General features: G+C 54.7%; 20 protein-coding genes. 7 read left to right on the top strand and 13 right to left on the bottom strand.

The genetic code is table 11. The annotated features are described in order from the left end of the window. Positions 1-13: 13 nt before the first annotated feature. Positions 14-1,039: an HTH-type transcriptional repressor PurR gene (gene purR, locus SPH27_RS00300; protein WP_023335431.1), complete on the bottom strand. Its 1,026-nt coding sequence runs from the start codon at positions 1,037-1,039 to the stop codon at positions 14-16. Between the two features lie 297 nt (positions 1,040-1,336). On the opposite strand from purR, the gene SPH27_RS00305 reads away from it, so the two are divergent. Both SPH27_RS00305 and SPH27_RS00310 read left to right on the top strand, forming a co-directional pair. After that, on the top strand, positions 1,337-1,426 hold the full coding sequence (locus SPH27_RS00305) for a YnhF family membrane protein (RefSeq protein WP_014883553.1): 90 nt from the start codon (positions 1,337-1,339) through the stop codon (positions 1,424-1,426). A gap of 163 nt (positions 1,427-1,589) precedes the next feature. Further along, positions 1,590-2,756 (top strand): MFS transporter, encoded by a 1,167-nt coding sequence (locus SPH27_RS00310; RefSeq protein WP_096150082.1) that lies wholly within the window; start codon positions 1,590-1,592, stop codon positions 2,754-2,756. A gap of 38 nt (positions 2,757-2,794) precedes the next feature. Here the strand turns inward: SPH27_RS00310 and sodB are convergent, their stop codons facing one another. Continuing rightward, positions 2,795-3,376: a superoxide dismutase [Fe] gene (sodB, locus tag SPH27_RS00315; protein WP_182071184.1), complete on the bottom strand. Its 582-nt coding sequence runs from the start codon at positions 3,374-3,376 to the stop codon at positions 2,795-2,797. A 122-nt stretch (positions 3,377-3,498) separates the two neighbouring features. Continuing rightward, complete coding sequence (locus SPH27_RS00320) at positions 3,499-4,272, bottom strand: C40 family peptidase (RefSeq protein WP_023311354.1); 774 nt, start codon at positions 4,270-4,272, stop codon at positions 3,499-3,501. Positions 4,273-4,610: 338 nt separating this feature from the next. On the opposite strand from SPH27_RS00320, the gene grxD reads away from it, so the two are divergent. After that, complete coding sequence (gene grxD / locus SPH27_RS00325; protein ID WP_003832760.1) at positions 4,611-4,958, top strand: monothiol glutaredoxin 4; 348 nt, start codon at positions 4,611-4,613, stop codon at positions 4,956-4,958. Between the two features lie 44 nt (positions 4,959-5,002). Here grxD and rnt read toward each other — a convergent pair whose 3' ends face one another. The 5 genes from rnt to eptA all read right to left on the bottom strand — a co-directional run bounded on the left by rnt (position 5,003) and on the right by eptA (position 9,674). Then, complete coding sequence (gene rnt / locus SPH27_RS00330; RefSeq protein ID WP_023311355.1) at positions 5,003-5,653, bottom strand: ribonuclease T; 651 nt, start codon at positions 5,651-5,653, stop codon at positions 5,003-5,005. 95 nt (positions 5,654-5,748) lie between these two features. Further along, positions 5,749-6,156, bottom strand: a complete 408-nt coding sequence (gene gloA / locus SPH27_RS00335; protein WP_013096923.1) for a lactoylglutathione lyase — start codon at positions 6,154-6,156, stop codon at positions 5,749-5,751. Between the two features lie 100 nt (positions 6,157-6,256). Next, on the bottom strand, positions 6,257-7,354 hold the full coding sequence (locus SPH27_RS00340) for an alkene reductase (RefSeq protein WP_096150085.1): 1,098 nt from the start codon (positions 7,352-7,354) through the stop codon (positions 6,257-6,259). A gap of 53 nt (positions 7,355-7,407) precedes the next feature. Further along, positions 7,408-8,007 carry a TetR/AcrR family transcriptional regulator gene (locus tag SPH27_RS00345; protein ID WP_029739798.1) on the bottom strand — a complete coding sequence of 200 codons (600 nt, stop codon included), beginning with the start codon at positions 8,005-8,007 and terminating at the stop codon, positions 7,408-7,410. 41 nt (positions 8,008-8,048) lie between these two features. Continuing rightward, positions 8,049-9,674 carry a phosphoethanolamine transferase EptA gene (gene eptA / locus SPH27_RS00350; RefSeq protein ID WP_064672350.1) on the bottom strand — a complete coding sequence of 542 codons (1,626 nt, stop codon included), beginning with the start codon at positions 9,672-9,674 and terminating at the stop codon, positions 8,049-8,051. Between the two features lie 148 nt (positions 9,675-9,822). Between eptA and SPH27_RS00355 the strand changes: the two genes are divergently transcribed. The 3 genes from SPH27_RS00355 (at position 9,823) to sodC (ending at position 11,607) form a co-directional block, all read left to right on the top strand. Next, a complete protein-coding gene (locus SPH27_RS00355) occupies positions 9,823-10,062 on the top strand; it encodes a DUF1289 domain-containing protein (RefSeq protein ID WP_008500587.1) in 240 nt (79 codons plus the stop codon). Between the two features lie 48 nt (positions 10,063-10,110). Continuing rightward, a complete protein-coding gene (locus SPH27_RS00360; protein WP_032657749.1) occupies positions 10,111-11,007 on the top strand; it encodes an aldo/keto reductase in 897 nt (298 codons plus the stop codon). 81 nt (positions 11,008-11,088) lie between these two features. Further along, positions 11,089-11,607, top strand: a complete 519-nt coding sequence (sodC, locus tag SPH27_RS00365) for a superoxide dismutase [Cu-Zn] SodC (RefSeq protein WP_047061660.1) — start codon at positions 11,089-11,091, stop codon at positions 11,605-11,607. Here sodC and SPH27_RS00370 read toward each other — a convergent pair. From SPH27_RS00370 to SPH27_RS00380, 3 genes are read right to left on the bottom strand one after another with little or no spacing between them, the layout of a single operon-like run. Further along, the gene (locus SPH27_RS00370; protein ID WP_039262329.1) at positions 11,586-13,619 is read right to left on the bottom strand and encodes an FUSC family protein; all 2,034 of its coding nucleotides are present in this window, start codon (positions 13,617-13,619) and stop codon (positions 11,586-11,588) included. The two genes, sodC and SPH27_RS00370, sit on opposite strands and share 22 nt — an antisense overlap. Beyond that, positions 13,619-14,479, bottom strand: a complete 861-nt coding sequence (locus SPH27_RS00375) for an HlyD family secretion protein (RefSeq protein WP_182071185.1) — start codon at positions 14,477-14,479, stop codon at positions 13,619-13,621. The genes SPH27_RS00370 and SPH27_RS00375 overlap by 1 nt, the downstream gene beginning before the upstream one ends. A 2-nt stretch (positions 14,480-14,481) precedes the next feature. Beyond that, positions 14,482-14,718 carry a DUF1656 domain-containing protein gene (locus tag SPH27_RS00380; protein WP_032657739.1) on the bottom strand — a complete coding sequence of 79 codons (237 nt, stop codon included), beginning with the start codon at positions 14,716-14,718 and terminating at the stop codon, positions 14,482-14,484. Between the two features lie 186 nt (positions 14,719-14,904). On the opposite strand from SPH27_RS00380, the gene slyA reads away from it, so the two are divergent. Beyond that, the gene (gene slyA / locus SPH27_RS00385) at positions 14,905-15,345 is read left to right on the top strand and encodes a transcriptional regulator SlyA (protein ID WP_033145325.1); all 441 of its coding nucleotides are present in this window, start codon (positions 14,905-14,907) and stop codon (positions 15,343-15,345) included. A gap of 35 nt (positions 15,346-15,380) precedes the next feature. On the opposite strand, the gene SPH27_RS00390 is transcribed toward slyA, so the two are convergent. Both SPH27_RS00390 and slyB read right to left on the bottom strand, forming a co-directional pair. Beyond that, positions 15,381-16,742, bottom strand: a complete 1,362-nt coding sequence (locus tag SPH27_RS00390) for a GGDEF domain-containing protein (RefSeq protein ID WP_182071186.1) — start codon at positions 16,740-16,742, stop codon at positions 15,381-15,383. A gap of 199 nt (positions 16,743-16,941) precedes the next feature. Next, complete coding sequence (gene slyB, locus SPH27_RS00395) at positions 16,942-17,409, bottom strand: outer membrane lipoprotein SlyB (RefSeq protein ID WP_008500578.1); 468 nt, start codon at positions 17,407-17,409, stop codon at positions 16,942-16,944. Between the last annotated feature and the right edge of the window lie 137 nt (positions 17,410-17,546).

The following is a 17,546-nucleotide window of genomic DNA, read 5'->3' on the forward strand; positions in this document are numbered from 1 at the left end:
CCCCGTAAAGCGATTAACGACGGTAGTCGCGGAACGGACCATCCGCAACGGAACGGCGTTCGATAAGACGCGGGTGAACTTCAATAGACTGCGACTCTTCGCGCTTGTTGACGATCCTGTCCATCAGCATATTGAAGGCCGTTTCGCCCAGCGAATCTTTCGGCTGGTGAATGGTGGTCAGCGCCGGAGTGAAGAAACGCGCGTTACGCACGTTGTCATAGCCGATCACGGAAATATCCTGCGGTACGCGCAGGCCCAGCTCGTCGGCAGCGCAGAGCGCGCCCATGGCCATGATGTCGCCCCCGCAGAACACGGCGGTCGGACGGTGCGGCTGGGAGACGATCTGCTGCATCGCGCGGTAGCCCGATTCCGGCTCAAAGTCGCCCTGCACAATCCAGTTTTCCGGCACGTTGATCAACGCTTCTTCCATCGCTTTCATAAAACCGGCCAGACGGCCCGCGCCGGTGTTGCGCTCCAGCGGACCGGGGATCACGCCAATCTCGCGGTGACCGCGTTCGATCAGATAACGGCCGGCCATATAGCCGCCTTCAAAGGCGTTATCGATAACGGAATCGGTAAAGTCCGCGCGCGCTTCGCCCCAGTCCATCACCACCATCGGAATATGGCGATACTCTTCCAGCATCGACAGCACGGATTCCGGGTACTCGGAACACATCACCAGCAGGCCATCAACGCGCTTTTGCGCCATCATCGAAAGGTAGGCGCGCTGTTTTTCAATGCTGTTCCACGCGTTGCCCAGAATCAGGGTATAGCCTTTCTGGAAGCAGTTCTTTTCGACCGCTTCAATGATCTCGGCAAAATAGGCCGCTTCACTGCTGGTCGCCAGCAATCCAATGGACTTGGTGTGATTAACCTTGAGGCTACGCGCAACCGCACTTGGCGAATAGTGCAGCTCTTTGATCGCTGCCCAGACGGCGTTGCGCGTCTCTTCCGCCACAAAGCGGGTTTTGTTAATTACATGTGATACGGTTGTAGTGGAAACGTTTGCGCGTTTTGCTACGTCTTTAATTGTTGCCATTAAATGTCACTCCAGACCATATCCTAAGCTCCTGAAAAACTTGAAGGTAAACGTTTGCCTTCTCTCACCCTTATCTCGCAATCTTGAATTGCGGCACGCCGGGAAAACGACACGGGACGTCAGGAGGGGGTCAATGGCCGGTACGCTAATAAATTTAGCGTGGAATTTTGTCCTATCTTGATGAAAAGGGGAAGAGGTAAAGTGGTTATCAGTATAAATCCAGGAAGATTTTTGACGTAATCTGTGCAAAAATGAGCAAGCTCACTTTTCGTGTGGGGATTAAAAGGAGAAAAAATGATGAGTTCCGATCTTAAGTTTTCGCTGTTCACCACCATTGTTGTGCTGGCTCTGATTGTTGCGGCCGGTCTGACGGCTGCGCTGCACTGATTTACGCGGAGGGAGAGCCTTCTCCCTCCCGACTCCCCGGATTGTTACTTCTCTGGCAAAAATCTTTTGCCATTTTGTTAACTTCTCATTTTTTGTGATTGATGTCATGCTTTCCGCTTCTTTGTTCTGTGTCACCACATGACACGGCATCCGGAGTTGACGCATGAAAATCAATTTTCCCCTGCTGGCCCTGGCGATTGGCGCTTTTGGGATTGGCACCACTGAATTCTCCCCGATGGGGTTACTTCCTGTTATTGCCCGGGGCGTAGATGTCTCTATCCCTGCGGCAGGGATGTTAATCAGCGCCTACGCTATCGGCGTGATGGTAGGGGCGCCGCTGATGACCCTTCTTCTTTCGCACCGCGCGCGCCGCAATGCGCTGATTTTCCTGATGGCGATTTTCACCCTGGGCAACGTGCTTTCGGCCATTTCGCCGGACTACACCACATTGATGCTGTCGCGCATTCTGACCAGCCTTAACCACGGCGCGTTCTTTGGGCTGGGGTCGGTCGTGGCTGCCAGCGTGGTGCCAAAACACAAGCAGGCGAGCGCCGTGGCAACCATGTTTATGGGGCTGACGATTGCCAATATCGGCGGGGTGCCTGCGGCAACCTGGCTGGGAGAAGCGATCGGCTGGCGTATGTCTTTCCTGGCGACGGCCGGGCTGGGCGTGGTTGCAATGGTGGCGCTGTTCTTCTCCCTGCCGAAAGGAAGCGCCGGAGAACGTCCGGAAGTGCGTAAAGAGCTGGCGGTGCTGATGCGTCCGCAGGTGCTCTCCGCGCTGCTCACCACCGTGCTGGGGGCAGGGGCGATGTTTACCCTCTACACCTATATTTCACCGGTACTTCATGATATCACCCACGCAACGCCTCTCTTCGTTACCGCGATGCTGGTGCTGATTGGCGTGGGCTTCTCGATCGGCAACTATCTCGGCGGGAAATTTGCCGACCGTTCCGTGAGCGGGACGCTTAAGGGCTTCTTAACCCTGCTGATTGTCATCATGGTTGCCATTCCGTGGCTGGCGCGTAATGAGTTCGGGGCCGCGATTGCGATGGTCGTCTGGGGAGCCGCCACTTTCGCCGTGGTGCCGCCGCTGCAGATGCGCGTGATGCGTGTCGCGCACGAGGCGCCGGGACTTTCATCTTCCGTGAATATCGGTGCGTTTAACCTGGGTAATGCCCTGGGCGCCGCGGCCGGTGGGGCCGTGATTTCAGGTGGTCTGGGATACGGCTTTGTGCCGGTGATGGGGGCGATTATTGCCGCGCTCGGCCTGCTGCTGGTAATGATGTCGGGTCGTAAACAGCCTGAAGCAGCCTGCGCTGCGGAATAAACCAAAAACGCAGAAGGGCGAACCCTTCTGCGTGTCTCTTACGCGGCGAAGTTCTTCGCGACAAAGTCCCAGTTAACCAGTGCCCAGAAGTGCTCCAGGTAGTTCGGACGCGCGTTGCGGTAGTCAATGTAGTAAGCGTGTTCCCACACGTCCACGGTCATCAGCGGCTTAGCGCTGGTGGTCAGCGGGGTGCCCGCGTTAGAGGTGGACACGATAGCCAGTTTGCCATCCGCCTCTTTAACCAGCCACGTCCAGCCAGAACCGAAGTTCTTGATGGCTGCATCGGTAAATTTCGCTTTGAAATCCGCGAAGCTGCCAAATGCGGCGTTGATAGCGGTAGCCAGTTCACCGACAGGTTCACCGCCGGCATTTGGCGCCAGGCAGTGCCAGTAGAAGGTGTGGTTCCACACCTGAGCGGCGTTGTTAAATACGCCACCCTCTGAGCTGCGGACGATCTCTTCCAGCGTTTTGCCTTCAAAATCGGTGCCTTTGATCAGATTGTTCAGGTTGGTGACGTACGTCTGGTGATGCTTGCCGTAATGATATTCCAGGGTTTCCACAGAAATGTGCGGTGCCAGGGCGTCTTTTGCATACGGTAGTGCAGGTAATTCGAACGACATTGCTTCTCTCCTTATTGTATTTTGTGTTGCCAATAACCACACAGACAACATGGACAGGATAGCAAATTGAAAGGGTATGCAAAAGAGGAACTTACCCTGCCACGGATGCGGCAGGGCAGAGGTTAGCGAATGGTTTTTGGCGTCATCACGCGACGCGCGCCGACGTAGTGGCGTACCCAGTAGTCTTCACTGAGAGAAGTGATCTGAATATCCTGGCCGCTACGGGGAGACTGGATGAATTTCCCGTTGCCGACATACACGCCGACGTGGTCAGCCGTGCCGCGACCCTGGGTGCGGAAGAAGACCAGATCGCCGTTTTCCAGCTCACCGCGGTCAACCGGTGAGGCATCGCGCAGGTGGTACATCTCATTGGCGGTACGAGGAATGCGGAATTTGACCAGATCTTTATAGGCGTAATAGACGAGGCCGCTGCAGTCAAACCCGGTGCGCGGCGAGCTGCCACCCCAGTGATAAGGTTTGCCAATCTGCCCCATCAGTTTGTTCATCGCGGTTTTTTGCGCTTTCTGTACGCGCACTTTATGCACTTCCGCTATTTTCGTGACCTTCGTGCATTTCGCCTTGTGGCCTTTACGCGTGATGCATTTTTCAGTAACGAGGTTAGCGGCGGTTTGCGAAGCTTTACTTTTAGCGGAGTGGGCAGTGCGGGAAGGTTTTGTTTTCGTCTTGCTGGAAGCGGTCTGTTTCGTCTGAGCCGGTGTTTTTTTCTTGTCGTTCTTAGCGGTGGTTTTTTTCTTACGTTCTGTGGCTTTCACCAGATGGTTTTTTTGTACAGCAGAATGCCGCGCCTGCTGAGAGGCGTTTGCCACTGGCGTGAAAGTGAGTGAAGTAAACAGTAAAGCACAGAGCGTGATCGAGATTTTATTTATCCGCGCCACTGGGCAGTCCCCTGATAAATGCAGGTCATCAATAATACCCGCGTGTGATTTACAAAGCCCGTCGATTCTAATCTATAAAAACCCAGAAAGTTAATAGCATTTTTCAATCTACAATCCTGTTTCGTTAGCAAGTGCAAAAAAATTCATCGTTCTGTCGCACATTTGCCCACTCCCTAAGCAAAACCCTGACCGTCGCAGGGGGAAACACCATTTGCAATGCAACTTTTCGTGACTCGGGGTAGAATGTATAAACGTGACAAAAATGTTATTTTCCGATGCCAGTCTGAACCGCTACAATGTCAGACGAATGCCGTAACAGAAGTTAAAGGAAGCAAGACATGAGCACCACTATTGAAAAAATCCAGCGCCAGATCGCTGAAAACCCAATTCTGCTGTATATGAAAGGTTCTCCGAAGCTGCCAAGCTGCGGCTTCTCCGCACAAGCGGTTCAGGCGCTGTCAGCCTGTGGTGAGCGTTTTGCTTACGTTGATATCCTGCAGAACCCGGACATCCGCGCTGAGCTGCCTAAGTACGCTAACTGGCCGACTTTCCCACAGCTGTGGGTAGACGGTGAGCTGGTTGGCGGCTGCGATATCCTGATTGAAATGTATCAGCGCGGCGAACTGCAGCAGCTGATCAAAGAGACGGCGGCGAAGTACAAAACTGAAGAGCCGGACGCAGAGTAATTTTCTGCGCAAATAAAAAAGCGACCTGATAAGGTCGCTTTTTTTTATTCTTCGCTGTCGCCCATCGGCAGCGGCCAGCCGCCAAGACGCTTCCAGCGGTTAACGATCTCACAGAACAGCTCTGCGGTGCGCTCCGTGTCGTATAAAGCGGAGTGCGCCTGCGTGCCGTCGAACGGGATGCCGGCCGTAATACAGGCCTTTGATAACACCGTTTGTCCCAGAGCCAGGCCGCTCAGCGCAGCGGTGTCGAAGGTCACAAAAGGATGGAAGGGGTTGCGTTTGAGCGCGGCGCGCTCCGCGGCGGCCATGGTAAAGCTGTGATCGAAGGTGGCGTTATGGGCCACCATAATGGCGCGGCTGCAGTTACTCTCTTTCATGCCTTTACGCACCATTTTAAAAATGGCGTGCAGCGCATCATATTCACTGACTGCGCCACGCAGCGGGTTGTGCGGGTCGATACCGTTAAACGCCAGCGCTTCCGGCTGTAAGTTTGCCCCTTCGAAAGGTTCAACATGGAAATGCAGCGTGGTGTCCGGTGTAAGCCAGCCCTGTTCATCCATCTTCAGCGTGATGGCGGCAATTTCGAGCAGCGCATCGGTTTTAGCGTTAAATCCGGCTGTTTCTACATCAATGACAACGGGATAAAAACCACGAAAACGGTCGCACAGACCGCTAAATTGAGCGTTATCGGACATCAGGGTCTCTTACAAGGGGAAAAAGCAGAGCGCATTATGGCAAATTTTGCAGGGTGATGCAGTAAAACTACGGGCGCATGTTGCGCCCTGAGGGATCAGTTGCCCAGACCGCGACCCGCGTCTTTGGCTTCAATCAGTTCGATTTTGTAACCGTCGGGATCTTCCACGAACGCAATCACGGTGGTGCCACCTTTTACCGGACCCGCTTCGCGCGTAACGTTACCGCCGTTGCTGCGAATGCGTTCACACGCTTCGGCCGCGTTGTCCACTTCCAGCGCGATGTGGCCGTAGGCGGTGCCCAGCTCATAGCTGTCCACGCCCCAGTTGTAGGTCAGCTCAATCACCGCTTCATCCGTTTCCGGGCCGTAACCCACGAACGCCAGCGAGTATTTGTATTCCGGGTTTTCGCTGGTGCGCAGCAGCTTCATGCCCAGGACGTTAGTGTAGAAATCAATGGAACGTTGCAGGTCGCCAACGCGCAGCATGGTGTGAAGTAGGCGCATAATTTCCTCATTAACCAATGGAATAGACTGTCTTTTTGAACAGAAACGATGTTTTAGTATAGCGGCGAAGTATCGCCGCTATCAATGAACAATGGCGAGATTACAGAGAAGGGTAGTCGGTGTAGCCTTCCGCGCCGCCGCCGTAGAAGCTTTCCGGGCGCTGCGGATTCAGGGCCACTTTTTTCTGCAGGCGGGCAACCAGATCCGGGTTGGCGATGTAGTCGCGGCCAAACGCGACGGCATCGATCAGCCCTTTGCCGATCAGGTCTTCGGCTTTCTCCGGGGTATAAGCCCCCGCACCGATGATCACCCCGTGGAAACGCTCGCGCACTTTCTGACGGAAAGCGTCCGTGTAAGGCTTACCGCCAGCCCAGTCCGGCTCTGACATGTGCAGATATGCGATGCCACGCTTAGCCAGTTCTTCGATCAGATACAGGGCATCGGCTTCTTCGTTCGGACCGTTGTCGACGTTCTGGAAAGAACCGATTGGGGAGACGCGGATCCCTATACGATCCGAGCTCCACTCCTGGCATACGGCGTCAACCACTTCCAGCACCAGGCGAGCTCGGTTTTCGACGCTGCCGCCGTACTGGTCGGTGCGGTGGTTAGAAGACGGTGACAGGAACTGGTGCAGCAGGTAGCCGTGCGCGGAGTGCAGCTCAATCAGGTCAAAACCGGCTTCACGAGCGTTGGCCACGGCCTGGCGGAAGTCGTTCACGATACCCGGAATTTCATCCAGCTCAAGCGCGCGCGGCATAGAGGTATCCACGCGGATCGCATTGCCGTTTTCATCACGCAGGGACGTACGGGTATTTGCGCTCAGGGCCGAAGCGGAGACCGGAGCCTGGCCGCCAGGCTGAATGCTGCTGTGGGAGATACGACCGGTATGCCACAGCTGGACCGCAATGCGACCCTCTTCAGCGTGAACGCCCGCGGTGATTTTCTGCCATGCGGCGATCTGCTCCGGGCTGTGAAGACCCGGCGCACCCGCATACCCTTTAGCCTGAGCGGAAATCTGCGTGGCTTCCGTGATGATCAGGCCAGAGCTTGCGCGCTGACGATAGTATTCACCCATCAGTGGGGTTGGGATGTCGCCCGGCTCAATGCTGCGCAGGCGGGTAAGCGGAGCCATAAACACGCGGTTTGGCGCAGTGACGGCACCCACTTTCAGTGGGGTAAATAATTTTTCAGCGGACATAAAGACTCCTGAGTAGACCAGTCGACTAGTAGTTAGGTAAATAAAAACGCCTGTTAAATGCCAGGCGCAGTAATGCTGTTTTTCACATGTGCCAGCGCGCTTTCCAGCGGCACGGCACTGCGCGAAATTTTTGCCTGCAGGTTAGCGCCTAGCCAGAGCGCATATAACACCTGCGCCTGGGTTAACGGCTCGCCGGAAAAGGCCAGCGTTTTTTCATCGCGGCCTTTCTCCAGCGCCTGGGCCAGCAGGGCGATAACGCCGCGGGCACCTTTATCCATCGCCGTGCGCATATCTTCAGATAGATCGCACACTTCTGCAGACAGTTTAACGGTCAGGCATCCGCTGATAATGCCCTGCTGACAGAACTGGTTCAGCGTTTCCTGATAGTAGTTCAGAACACGATCCCGGTAGTTACCTTCACCCGACGCAAAGTGGGTCGCCAGACGCTGGTGGTAGCCAGCATAATGACGCTCCAGCATCGCTACGCCAAAAGCCTCTTTGGACCGGAAGTAGTGATAAAACGACCCCTTCGGTACCTCAGCGGTTTTTAATAGCTCGCTCAACCCCATACCGGTAAACCCGCGATGCATGCAAAGTCGCTCGCCGGTTGCCAGTAAATGTTCGCGGGTATCGTGTTCAGTATTTCTGCTCATGGCCGCACTCTAATAGACCGTTCGGTCTAATGCAAGCGAGTTTACTGACGACATGCGCTCAGTATATCCAGCTGTGGTTGATAAACCGTTGATTTCACGTCCATCATACCCAATACGGTTGAGAATAAATTGTCCTGGGAAACCGCATTTTTTGCTGCATGGTCACGCAAACACTGTTCGTTGATGCCAAAGTTTTTCGCGTAATCCGGTGACAGCCAGAACATAAACGGAATATGCGTTTGCTGCTCCGGAGCCAGCATGTACGGCGTGCCGTGCAGATAAATACCGCTTTCGCCCAGCGATTCACCGTGATCTGAGAGATAAATCAGCGCGGTGTTCATGCTCGACTGGCGCGCTTTCAGCGCATCAATGGTTTTACTGACCATGCTGTCGGTATAGAGGATAGTGTTGTCATAGGTATTGATCAGCGCCTGATGGTCGCAATCCTGAATTTCATTGGTGTCGCAGGTTGGGGTGAATTTACGGAAGTTGTCCGGGTAACGGCGATAGTAGGCCGGGCCGTGGCTCCCCATCAGGTGGATAACCAGCACCGTATCTTGCTTCACGCCATCCAGCACGTTGTCCAGACGGTAGAAGTTCACATCGTCAATACAGGATTTGTCTTTGCAGAACTGATCCAGCTGCCACTGCGTCATGTCGGTATGTGGCACGCGATCGCAGGCACCTTTACAGCCGCCGTCGTTGTCGCGCCACAGCAGGTTGATACCCGCATGCTTAAGCACGTCGAGCAGTCCCTCGCGATGGTGAGCCAGGTCGGCATCGTATTTGCTGCGCGTCATGCCGGAGAACATGCACGGAACGGAAACCGCGGTTTCGGTACCACACGAGGAGGCCTGCGGGAAGTTAATCACGTCCTGCTTTTTCAGCTCCGGGTTGGTTTCGCGTTCGTAACCGTTCAGGGAGTAGTTTGCCGCGCGAGAGGCTTCGCCGACGACAAGCACCAGAACGGTTTTCTTTTGTTGGCCGGTAATCAGTGACCCTTTATGGGCATCTTCACCAATGCGCACCAGCGTTTGATCGCCGGCAAACCAGCGCATCTTGCTGTACTTCACCACGGCGCTGACATAGTTCGCCGGGGTGACCATTTTGACGATGCTTTTGTTATTGCGGAACAGCGACGCGTAATCTTTATAAAACAGCGCGGCAATCAGGATAATCACCAGCAGAGCGCCGAGCATCGCGGCAACGCGCGTCAGCAGCGCGTACCACCATTTTCCGGTACGAATCCGGGTCAAGGCCAGCACCACGGAAGGCACGAGGCCGGCTATGACAATCCACAGAATCATCTGCGGGGTCACCAGGGCGGTCGCTTCCTGAGAGTTGGTTTCGAACACGTTCACAATCATGTTCTGATCGATCACCGCGCCGTAGGTATACATGAAATAGGTCGCCGCGGCGCATCCGATCGTCAATACAATCAGCAGCGGCTTGCGGAGATACGGGATATTAAGCAGGCTAAAAACAATCACCCAGCCGCAAAACAGCACCAGCGGGACGGAGGCGGCAAAGAGGAAGTCGTGCAGATGCACTGGGCCGATAATGGCCCAGCTGCGCTGGATAAACAGCCCGTTCAGCAGAGTAAAAAAGAGTGCACAGCCCAGAGTAAATTTAATGTCGTTACATTGTAACTTTCTGATTAACCACATCGATCGGTAAACCCGTTATTGTCATGATGGGCCGAGTATAGAGAGGGAAGATTAGTGAAACCTTAATGCCACAAATCTGTGATACGGCCTTGCACGCGGCGCGATTAACGTCTTCACTGTAGGTGAGAGTAGCTATCGGGAGGTGAGTGTGGCAGAGCAGCTGGAGTTTTTCCCCATCCAGAGCCCGTGCCGGGGTATTTGTCAGGTCGATGAACGTGGATATTGCCGCGGGTGCATGCGTACCCGCGATGAGCGTTTTAACTGGCAAAACTTTAGCGACACGCAAAAGCAGGAGGTGTTACGCCTCTGCCGACAGCGTCTTCTGCGCAAAATACGCGCAAACAAAGCGGGTGAGACCGAAGAACCCCAGCAACCTTCACTTTTTTAACACAGTAATTGCGTATACTCATGACATTACGTCCTTGAGGAAAATGTTATGGTTCAGCGAATTACCCTTGCCCCCCAGGGGCCAGAATTCTCCCGTTTTGTGATGGGCTACTGGCGTCTGATGGACTGGAATATGTCCCCGCTCCAGCTGGCGAGCTTTATTGAAGAGCACCTCGATTTAGGCATCACCACGGTCGATCATGCGGATATTTACGGTGGCTACCAGTGCGAGGCCGCGTTCGGCGAGGCGCTTAAGCTGGTTCCGGCCCTGCGCGACCGCATGGAGATCGTCACGAAGTGTGGGATTGCCACCACGGCAAAACCTGAACATGCCCTCGGTCATTACATCACCGACAGCGCGCATATCATCAAGAGCGCCGAGCAGTCGCTGGTCAATCTGGCGACCGATCGTATCGACCTGCTGTTAATCCACCGCCCCGACCCGCTGATGGATGCCGATGAGGTAGCGGAAGCCTTCCTGAACCTGCATCAGAGTGGAAAAGTGCGTCACTTCGGCGTGTCTAACTTTACCCCGGCACAGTTTGCGCTGCTTCAGTCTCGTCTGCCGTTCACCCTCGCCACCAACCAGGTTGAGATCTCCCCGGTACACCAGCCGCTGCTGCTGGATGGTACCCTCGACCAGCTGCAGCAGCTGCGCATTCGCCCGATGGCGTGGTCCTGCCTGGGGGGCGGACGTCTGTTTAATGATGAGGAATTCCAGCCGCTGCGCAACGAGCTTGAAACCATCGCCCGCGAACTGAACGCGGAGAGCATCGAACAGGTGGTCTACGCATGGATCCTGCGCCTGCCGTCAAAACCGCTGCCCATTATCGGCTCCGGCAAAATAGAACGCGTGCGTTCTGCACTGGCCGCTGAAGAGCTGCAGATGACCCGTCAGCAGTGGTTCCGCATCCGTAAGGCCGCGCTGGGTTACGACGTACCATAAACCGCCTGAAGGTGGCTTTCCGGTGAAATCTTTGCCCCTGGTATACACTTAAGGGGCAAAAAATAACCCGCGGAGGTCACTATGAAGCGTTTTGCTCTGGCACTGGTCACGCTGGTTGTTTGCGCAGGGGCGCAGGCAGCCAGTGACGAAGTGGAAATGAATCTCGTCACCCCACAGGGTGTGGGTCAGTCCATCGGAACGGTGAAAATCACTGAAACCGATAAAGGGCTGGAGTTCGCCCCCAACCTCAAAGCCCTCCCTCCCGGTGAACATGGTTTCCATGTTCATGCCAAAGGCAGCTGTCAGCCCGCTTTAAAAGAAGGTAAACCGTCTGCGGCGGAAGCGGCAGGAGGGCACCTCGATCCGCAGCATTCCGGCAAGCATGAAGGCCCTGAAGGAATGGGGCATTTAGGCGATCTGCCTGTGCTGGTGGTGAATAACGACGGTAAAGCCACCGATCCTGTTGTCGCGCCGCGACTGAAAAAGCTGGATGAGGTGAAAGGCAAGGCGCTGATGATCCATGTCGGCGGCGACAATATGTCCGATCGGCCTAAACCGCTTGGCGGCGGCGGAGCACGCTATGCGTGCGGCGTGATCTGATCCCCAATCGTTCCCGGTGGCGGTGCCTGTTCCAGCTGCGACAGCGAGCAGTGCAGGCGCCAGATTATTGAGGCCAAATCACGGGCTGCGGGCAGATGATGCTGTGCCAGCGTATCGCAGATCCGCTGCAGTTCATTCAGCGTGGCTTCCAGCGGCCTCTGCTGGACACCGCGCTCGCTCATTACATCGCGCAGCAGGGAGATGCAAACATCACGAACCTGCGACAGCGGATCGGAACGCGTTTCCCACGCGCGCAGCTGCCAGACCACGTGCGAGCAGTTTAACAGCACCACGCCCCAGCGCAGCAGCCAGCGCCGGGACAGCGCGTCCTGGCTGTTATTCAGCTGGCTGACGTGATGATAGACCAGCGATTCATACTCGTTTTCGCTCAGATGCGGTTTACGGCTGAGCTGGTCGACAAACCCTCTGCGTAGCTCCCGGATATGCCTGCGGCTCTTGCGTGCATCGGAGCCGGGACGTAACACCGCAAAAGCCAGCCACGCCAGCCCCACGCCGAGGATCTTCGCCAGGTTATCATTGAGAAAATCGGCGTAATCATAAACCGGTGGATTCGTCACGGAGATAAACGAGCCCATAAAGACAATCAGCTGTCCCCAGAGGCCCGCCAGCTTAGGCATTTGCAGCTTCAGAAGCTGCATGGTGGTTAACAGGGGAAACAGGAACAGCAGGAACTGCCACAGATCGCTTATCTGCACCATCAGGCCAAACTTCACCACGAAGCTGAACAGCGACAGCAGCACCAGCGTGCGCAGCAGCAGCGTAAGCGAGTTGAACGGCGAGGCCGCGACGGAATAAAGCACGCAGCTGATGGCGGCAAGCGTCAGGGCCGCCGTACCGGACTCCCACTGCGTGGTAATGCTCCACGCCCCCACCAGCATCAGCGCACAGAAGGTGCGAAAACCGCTCCACAGCGCTTCCAGATAGTCGGTATGGCGCGCAAGTGCCGGGCTGCCGGGGACGTTGAACTCCGTCAATGGGGTCGCGTTTTCGACGGCCGTAATCCAGCGGCTGCTGCGCAGGTACAGCCGACAAAAGTAATTCAGGCGCTGCCAGAAGGCGCGATGGCGGTAGTCGTACTCATCAACCGGGGCGAGTGGGGCGATAATCCGCGCTACGGTGTAAATGTCCGCATCCGGGCGCGCAAGGGCCGCGAGCAGCGTTTCAATCACGGCCCGGGTATTTTCAGGCGGCGTCGGCCAGTTGAGCAGCATCCGGCGCAGGCTGGAGATGGCGCTGGTCATGCGCAGCTGCTGGTGCAGCAGATAGTTAAGAAGTGTGTTCTGGCGGCGAAAGCGGTAGTGGCTCCAGAACGCCTGAATGCGCAACAGATTCATCGTCAGGATCTGTCCGATAACCTTTTCATGCGCGAGGCGGATATCGTCGCTGGAATCCGGTTGCCACAGCAGGCTCGCGTGTTCCAGTAATCGGGTATGCATGGTTTTTAGCGCGGTGATGAGCGCGGTGCCGTCGGATGTGCTGGGGAGGATCATCATCATAAAGCCGCCGCTGAGGATCCCGACAATCACTTCACAGACGCGCGCCTGGGCAATATCCCACAGCTCGGTGGTGTCGAGCACGTTAACCACCGGAAAGGCGATGATGGCGGCGGTATAGCCCGCCAGCTGAAACGCGTAGGCGACGTTATTGGTAAAATGGGCGCAGGCCCAGGTACAGCACCCCAGCCATGCCGCCATGCTCAGCATGAACAGCCACGGATCGTTCAGCGTATGGCCCGCGATAATTAACGCCGCGGTGGCGCCCAGCAGGCTGCCCGCGATGCGGCCAAGGCTTTTACTGATCACTCCGCCTACCGTCGGAAAACTGACCACCGCCGCAGACGTCATCGCCCAGTAGGGCTCATCCAGGTTAAGGTAATAAGCCACAGTCAACGCAAGACACATGGCAATGCCGTTACGCAGCGCGTAGCGCCACTGGGGACGCGTTGCTTTCATCCACGGCGTGTTTTGCCAGGAGAGACCCTGCAGCTTCATCACCGGTTTCCGATGGAGACAGTGCAGGTGGTGCCGGATACCAGGGTAATGTCCTCCGGCAAGCGGTCAAACTCCACGCGAATCGGAACGCGCTGGGCCAGACGCACCCAGGGAACGTTCGGCTTTATGTCCGGCACCAGGCCTGAATCCGTTTCAACACTCTGATCGTAAATGGCGCGGCCAATGCTGGAAACGTGACCCTGTAACTTTTTAGAGCCGCTGTAAAGCGTTATTGCGGCTGGCGAACCCTCGCGAATATGCCGAAGCTTGGTCTCTTCGAAATAGCCCACGACGTAGAAGGAGTGGCTGTCGACGAGGGCGAATATCGGTTGTCCCGTGGTGGCATAATTCCCCACGCGGGCCGAGAGGTTGGTCACCCATCCATCAACAGGTGCCGTAATCACGGTTTGGGTCAGTTGCCACTGCGCTTGCTTCAGCGTCGCCTCCGCCACGTTGACGCTAGCCTGCATCGCCTTAACGTTGATATTGGCGGTGTCTAAATCTTCCGCTGAGATGTAGTTTTGCGACAGGTGGCGGCGGCGGTTGGCCTCGTTGTTGGCCTTTGCCAGATCCGACTGGGCTTTAGCCAGCTGCGCCTGGGCGTTCAGGATCGCAATGTGGTACGGGGTGTCGTCGATGCGGAATAAAATGTCTCCCTTTTTGACGAACTGGTTATCCTTAACCAACAGCGTCGTAATACTTCCCGACACCTGAGGGGTAATGCTGACCTGCTCGGCGCGGACTTTGCCGTCACGCGTCCAGGGCGACTGCATATAAAAATTCCACATCCACCAGCCCGCAACCAGCGCGAGGGCAAGGACTAACAGGGTGGAAAAGTACTTTAGCGTTTTAAGGGACATATTCACCACACAGTCAAAACGGCAAGGCCCAGGCATACGGAAAGGGCAAACAGGGAAAGATCCATCAGCATGGGATGCCAGATTTCGCCGGAGTACATCCAGTCGCGAAGCAGACGATGCGCGATGAGCCAGAGGATAAAGCCCACCAGAACGGCCTTAAACAGGGGAGGAAAGTAGACTGACGCACCGAAGATCAGGTCCTGAAGGGGTAAACCCTCTGAGCGATGAAAAAACGTCACGGGCAGAAATCCTTTGCAGTGAACAGAATGCCGCGTTGGCTTGTCTTAGTATGATGAAGCATCACAATTCAGTGTAAGTCATACTTTTAAGTTCGATGAATGCAGTATTGCATTTGTTTTGGCAATACAAATGCTGCACACTATTCTAAAATCAGTATAATAACTTAGCAAGCTAATTATAAGGAGATGAAATTGGAATCGCCATTAGGTTCTGATCTGGCAAGGTTGGTACGCGTCTGGCGTGCTCTGATTGACCATCGCCTGAAACCTCTGGAACTCACACAGACGCATTGGGTCACGCTGCACAACATTCATCAGCTGCCGCCCGAACAGTCGCAAATTCAACTGGCAAAAGCGATAGGGATTGAGCAACCGTCGCTGGTGCGCACGCTTGACCAGCTGGAAGAGAAGGGGTTGATCTCGCGGCAAACCTGCGCCAGCGATCGTCGCGCCAAGCGGATTAAACTCACCGAGAAAGCGGCGCCTATCATCACGGAAATGGAAGCCGTGATCACTAAGACGCGCGGTGAAATCCTGTCAGGCGTTTCACCGGCGGAGCTGGAAATGCTCATCAGCCTCATTGGGCGCCTTGAGCAAAACATCCATGAGCTACAGTCGCGCGACTGACAAACAACAAGGCCTTGCAGCAGCAAGGCCTTTTTTTACCTAAAGACGACCACGCGGTTACGGCCCGTCTCCTTCGCTTCATACATCGCTTTGTCGGCATTTTCCACGCACGTTTCTGCGGCTATTGCGGGTGACGTTGCCGTAAACACCCCCATGCTGATGGTGATTGGCTCCGGTAGTTGACCGCCGCTGCTGGCGTTATCGAAGCTGCTCAGATTTAACCGTATGCGTTCCGCCACCTGGTACGCCGCGTCTGATGAGGTGTTGGCCAGCATCAGAACAAACTCCTCACCACCGATACGGGCCGCGATGTCCTGGGGGCGCACGGAATCCATCAGCAGATTAGCGACAAACTGCAGGACCTTGTCGCCCTGAAGATGCCCGTAGGTGTCGTTGATACGCTTGAAGCGATCGAGATCGCTGACGATGACGGAAACCGGGCGGCTGGGTTTGGCGATATCCAGCGCCTGCTTTAATGTTTCATAAAAATAACTGCGGTTATACAGGCGCGTCAGCGGGTCGCGAATGGAGTTCTGGTAAGACTGCTGATACTTAACGTGCGAGTCGCGATACAGCCTGAAAACATCGTAGAGCAGAACAAAAATGATCATCAGCGTGGCGACGGTTTCAAATAAGCGAGCGCGATACCAGGAGACATCTTCAACATGTCCACCCACTAACAGCATTGAGAGCGTGACGATATAGCAGACGCACAGAAAATTACCGCCCACCCAAAATAAGTTGCGTATACGCGTAATAAACATCAGCGTGGCTAATGTGACCACCCAGAGTGCAATCAATGCAATATTAATAAAGTGGCTCCAGAGAACCATAAACTCACGGGTTTCATTATCAACAAGATCAATGGATAAAAAGGAAGAATGACTGGAATACATCCAGGCCAAACCTACTGCAAAGACGGTAAACAGAAACTCGCCGCTCACAATAGCGATATGTGCCAGCCGCGAAAGGGGACAATTGCGCGTGGTATAGAGTATTGACGAAACGATTATTAGCACCGCCATTAAGAGATGGCGGAACATATAGAAAATCATCGCATCGTTGTAGTTCACCGCGTTGAACTGATAGAGGTCCAGCCAGGCGGGAAAGCTGCACAGCGTTCCGACCATCAGCGATGCCGACCCGGCAAAGGCAAAAGCGAGCGATACCAGATACAACCGTTTTCGGTCACACCAGTATTTCATTGCCATAAAACAGGCAATAAACAGATCAAACACCAGTAAAAAAATGGTGAGCGTAGGGAACAAGTGAGACGAAAAGGTAGGAACCCATTCGGCAATTTTTGAAAACAGGGCGTGTAATATGCCGATAACAGCAATACAACCTAGACAGAACGAGATATAACGGCCCTTTAAAGAACGGCGATTCGCAAACATATATGGTTTTAATGACTTTATAATGAATTAAGGGGAGGGTATTGCGGAGAGTGTAATCAATTAGCACGCTAAATACTTTGCGCAGAAACAATATATGGCGTGGTTAATAATAGGTAGGGTGAATGTATTTTGTAAATATATTTGTGGGAGTGATAAATAATGTAAATGGATGTGGCCTGATGGCCACATCCATTTTTAATTAACGTGGTGAAACGGTCACCTGACTTCCGTTGCTTGCCAGAACAACGCGCTGACCTGCAGAGAAGCGAGTGCTGCCTTGTTTCTGAACAACCATGATCGTGCTGCCGTCGTCTTTACGAATTTCCAGCTCTACGCCCTGGGTTTTGTTCATCGCACCCTGAACGCCCTGGCCGGCTACACCACCCGCAACGGCGCCTGCGGCCGTTGCCAGAGAGCGACCAGTGCCGCCGCCGACGGTATTACCCAGGAAACCACCCAGCACGGCACCGCCGATTGCGCCCATCACGTTGTTTTCATCACCGCCCTGGATCTGTACAGGGCGTGCGTTAACAACGGTACCGTAAGTCACGTTCTGAACCTGTTTCGCTTCAGAAGCGCTGTAAACGTCGCCAGAAAGTGAACTGTCATTCACACAGCCAGCCAGAGTTAAACCAATCAGCGAAACGCCCAGTACACGTAAAATCATTTGAATCTCCTGTTCACCAAAAACGCCCGATTGGGGGCATCCGTTATGGCTAAATTATATGGCATAAGGGGCCATAGTTCATATCTTTGCACTAACAATAAGAAAATTGTACTTGAATTTGACTTAACGAGACATAA

This window comes from Enterobacter sp. A103 (assembly GCF_034427535.1).
Lineage (GTDB): Bacteria > Pseudomonadota > Gammaproteobacteria > Enterobacterales > Enterobacteriaceae > Enterobacter > Enterobacter asburiae_B.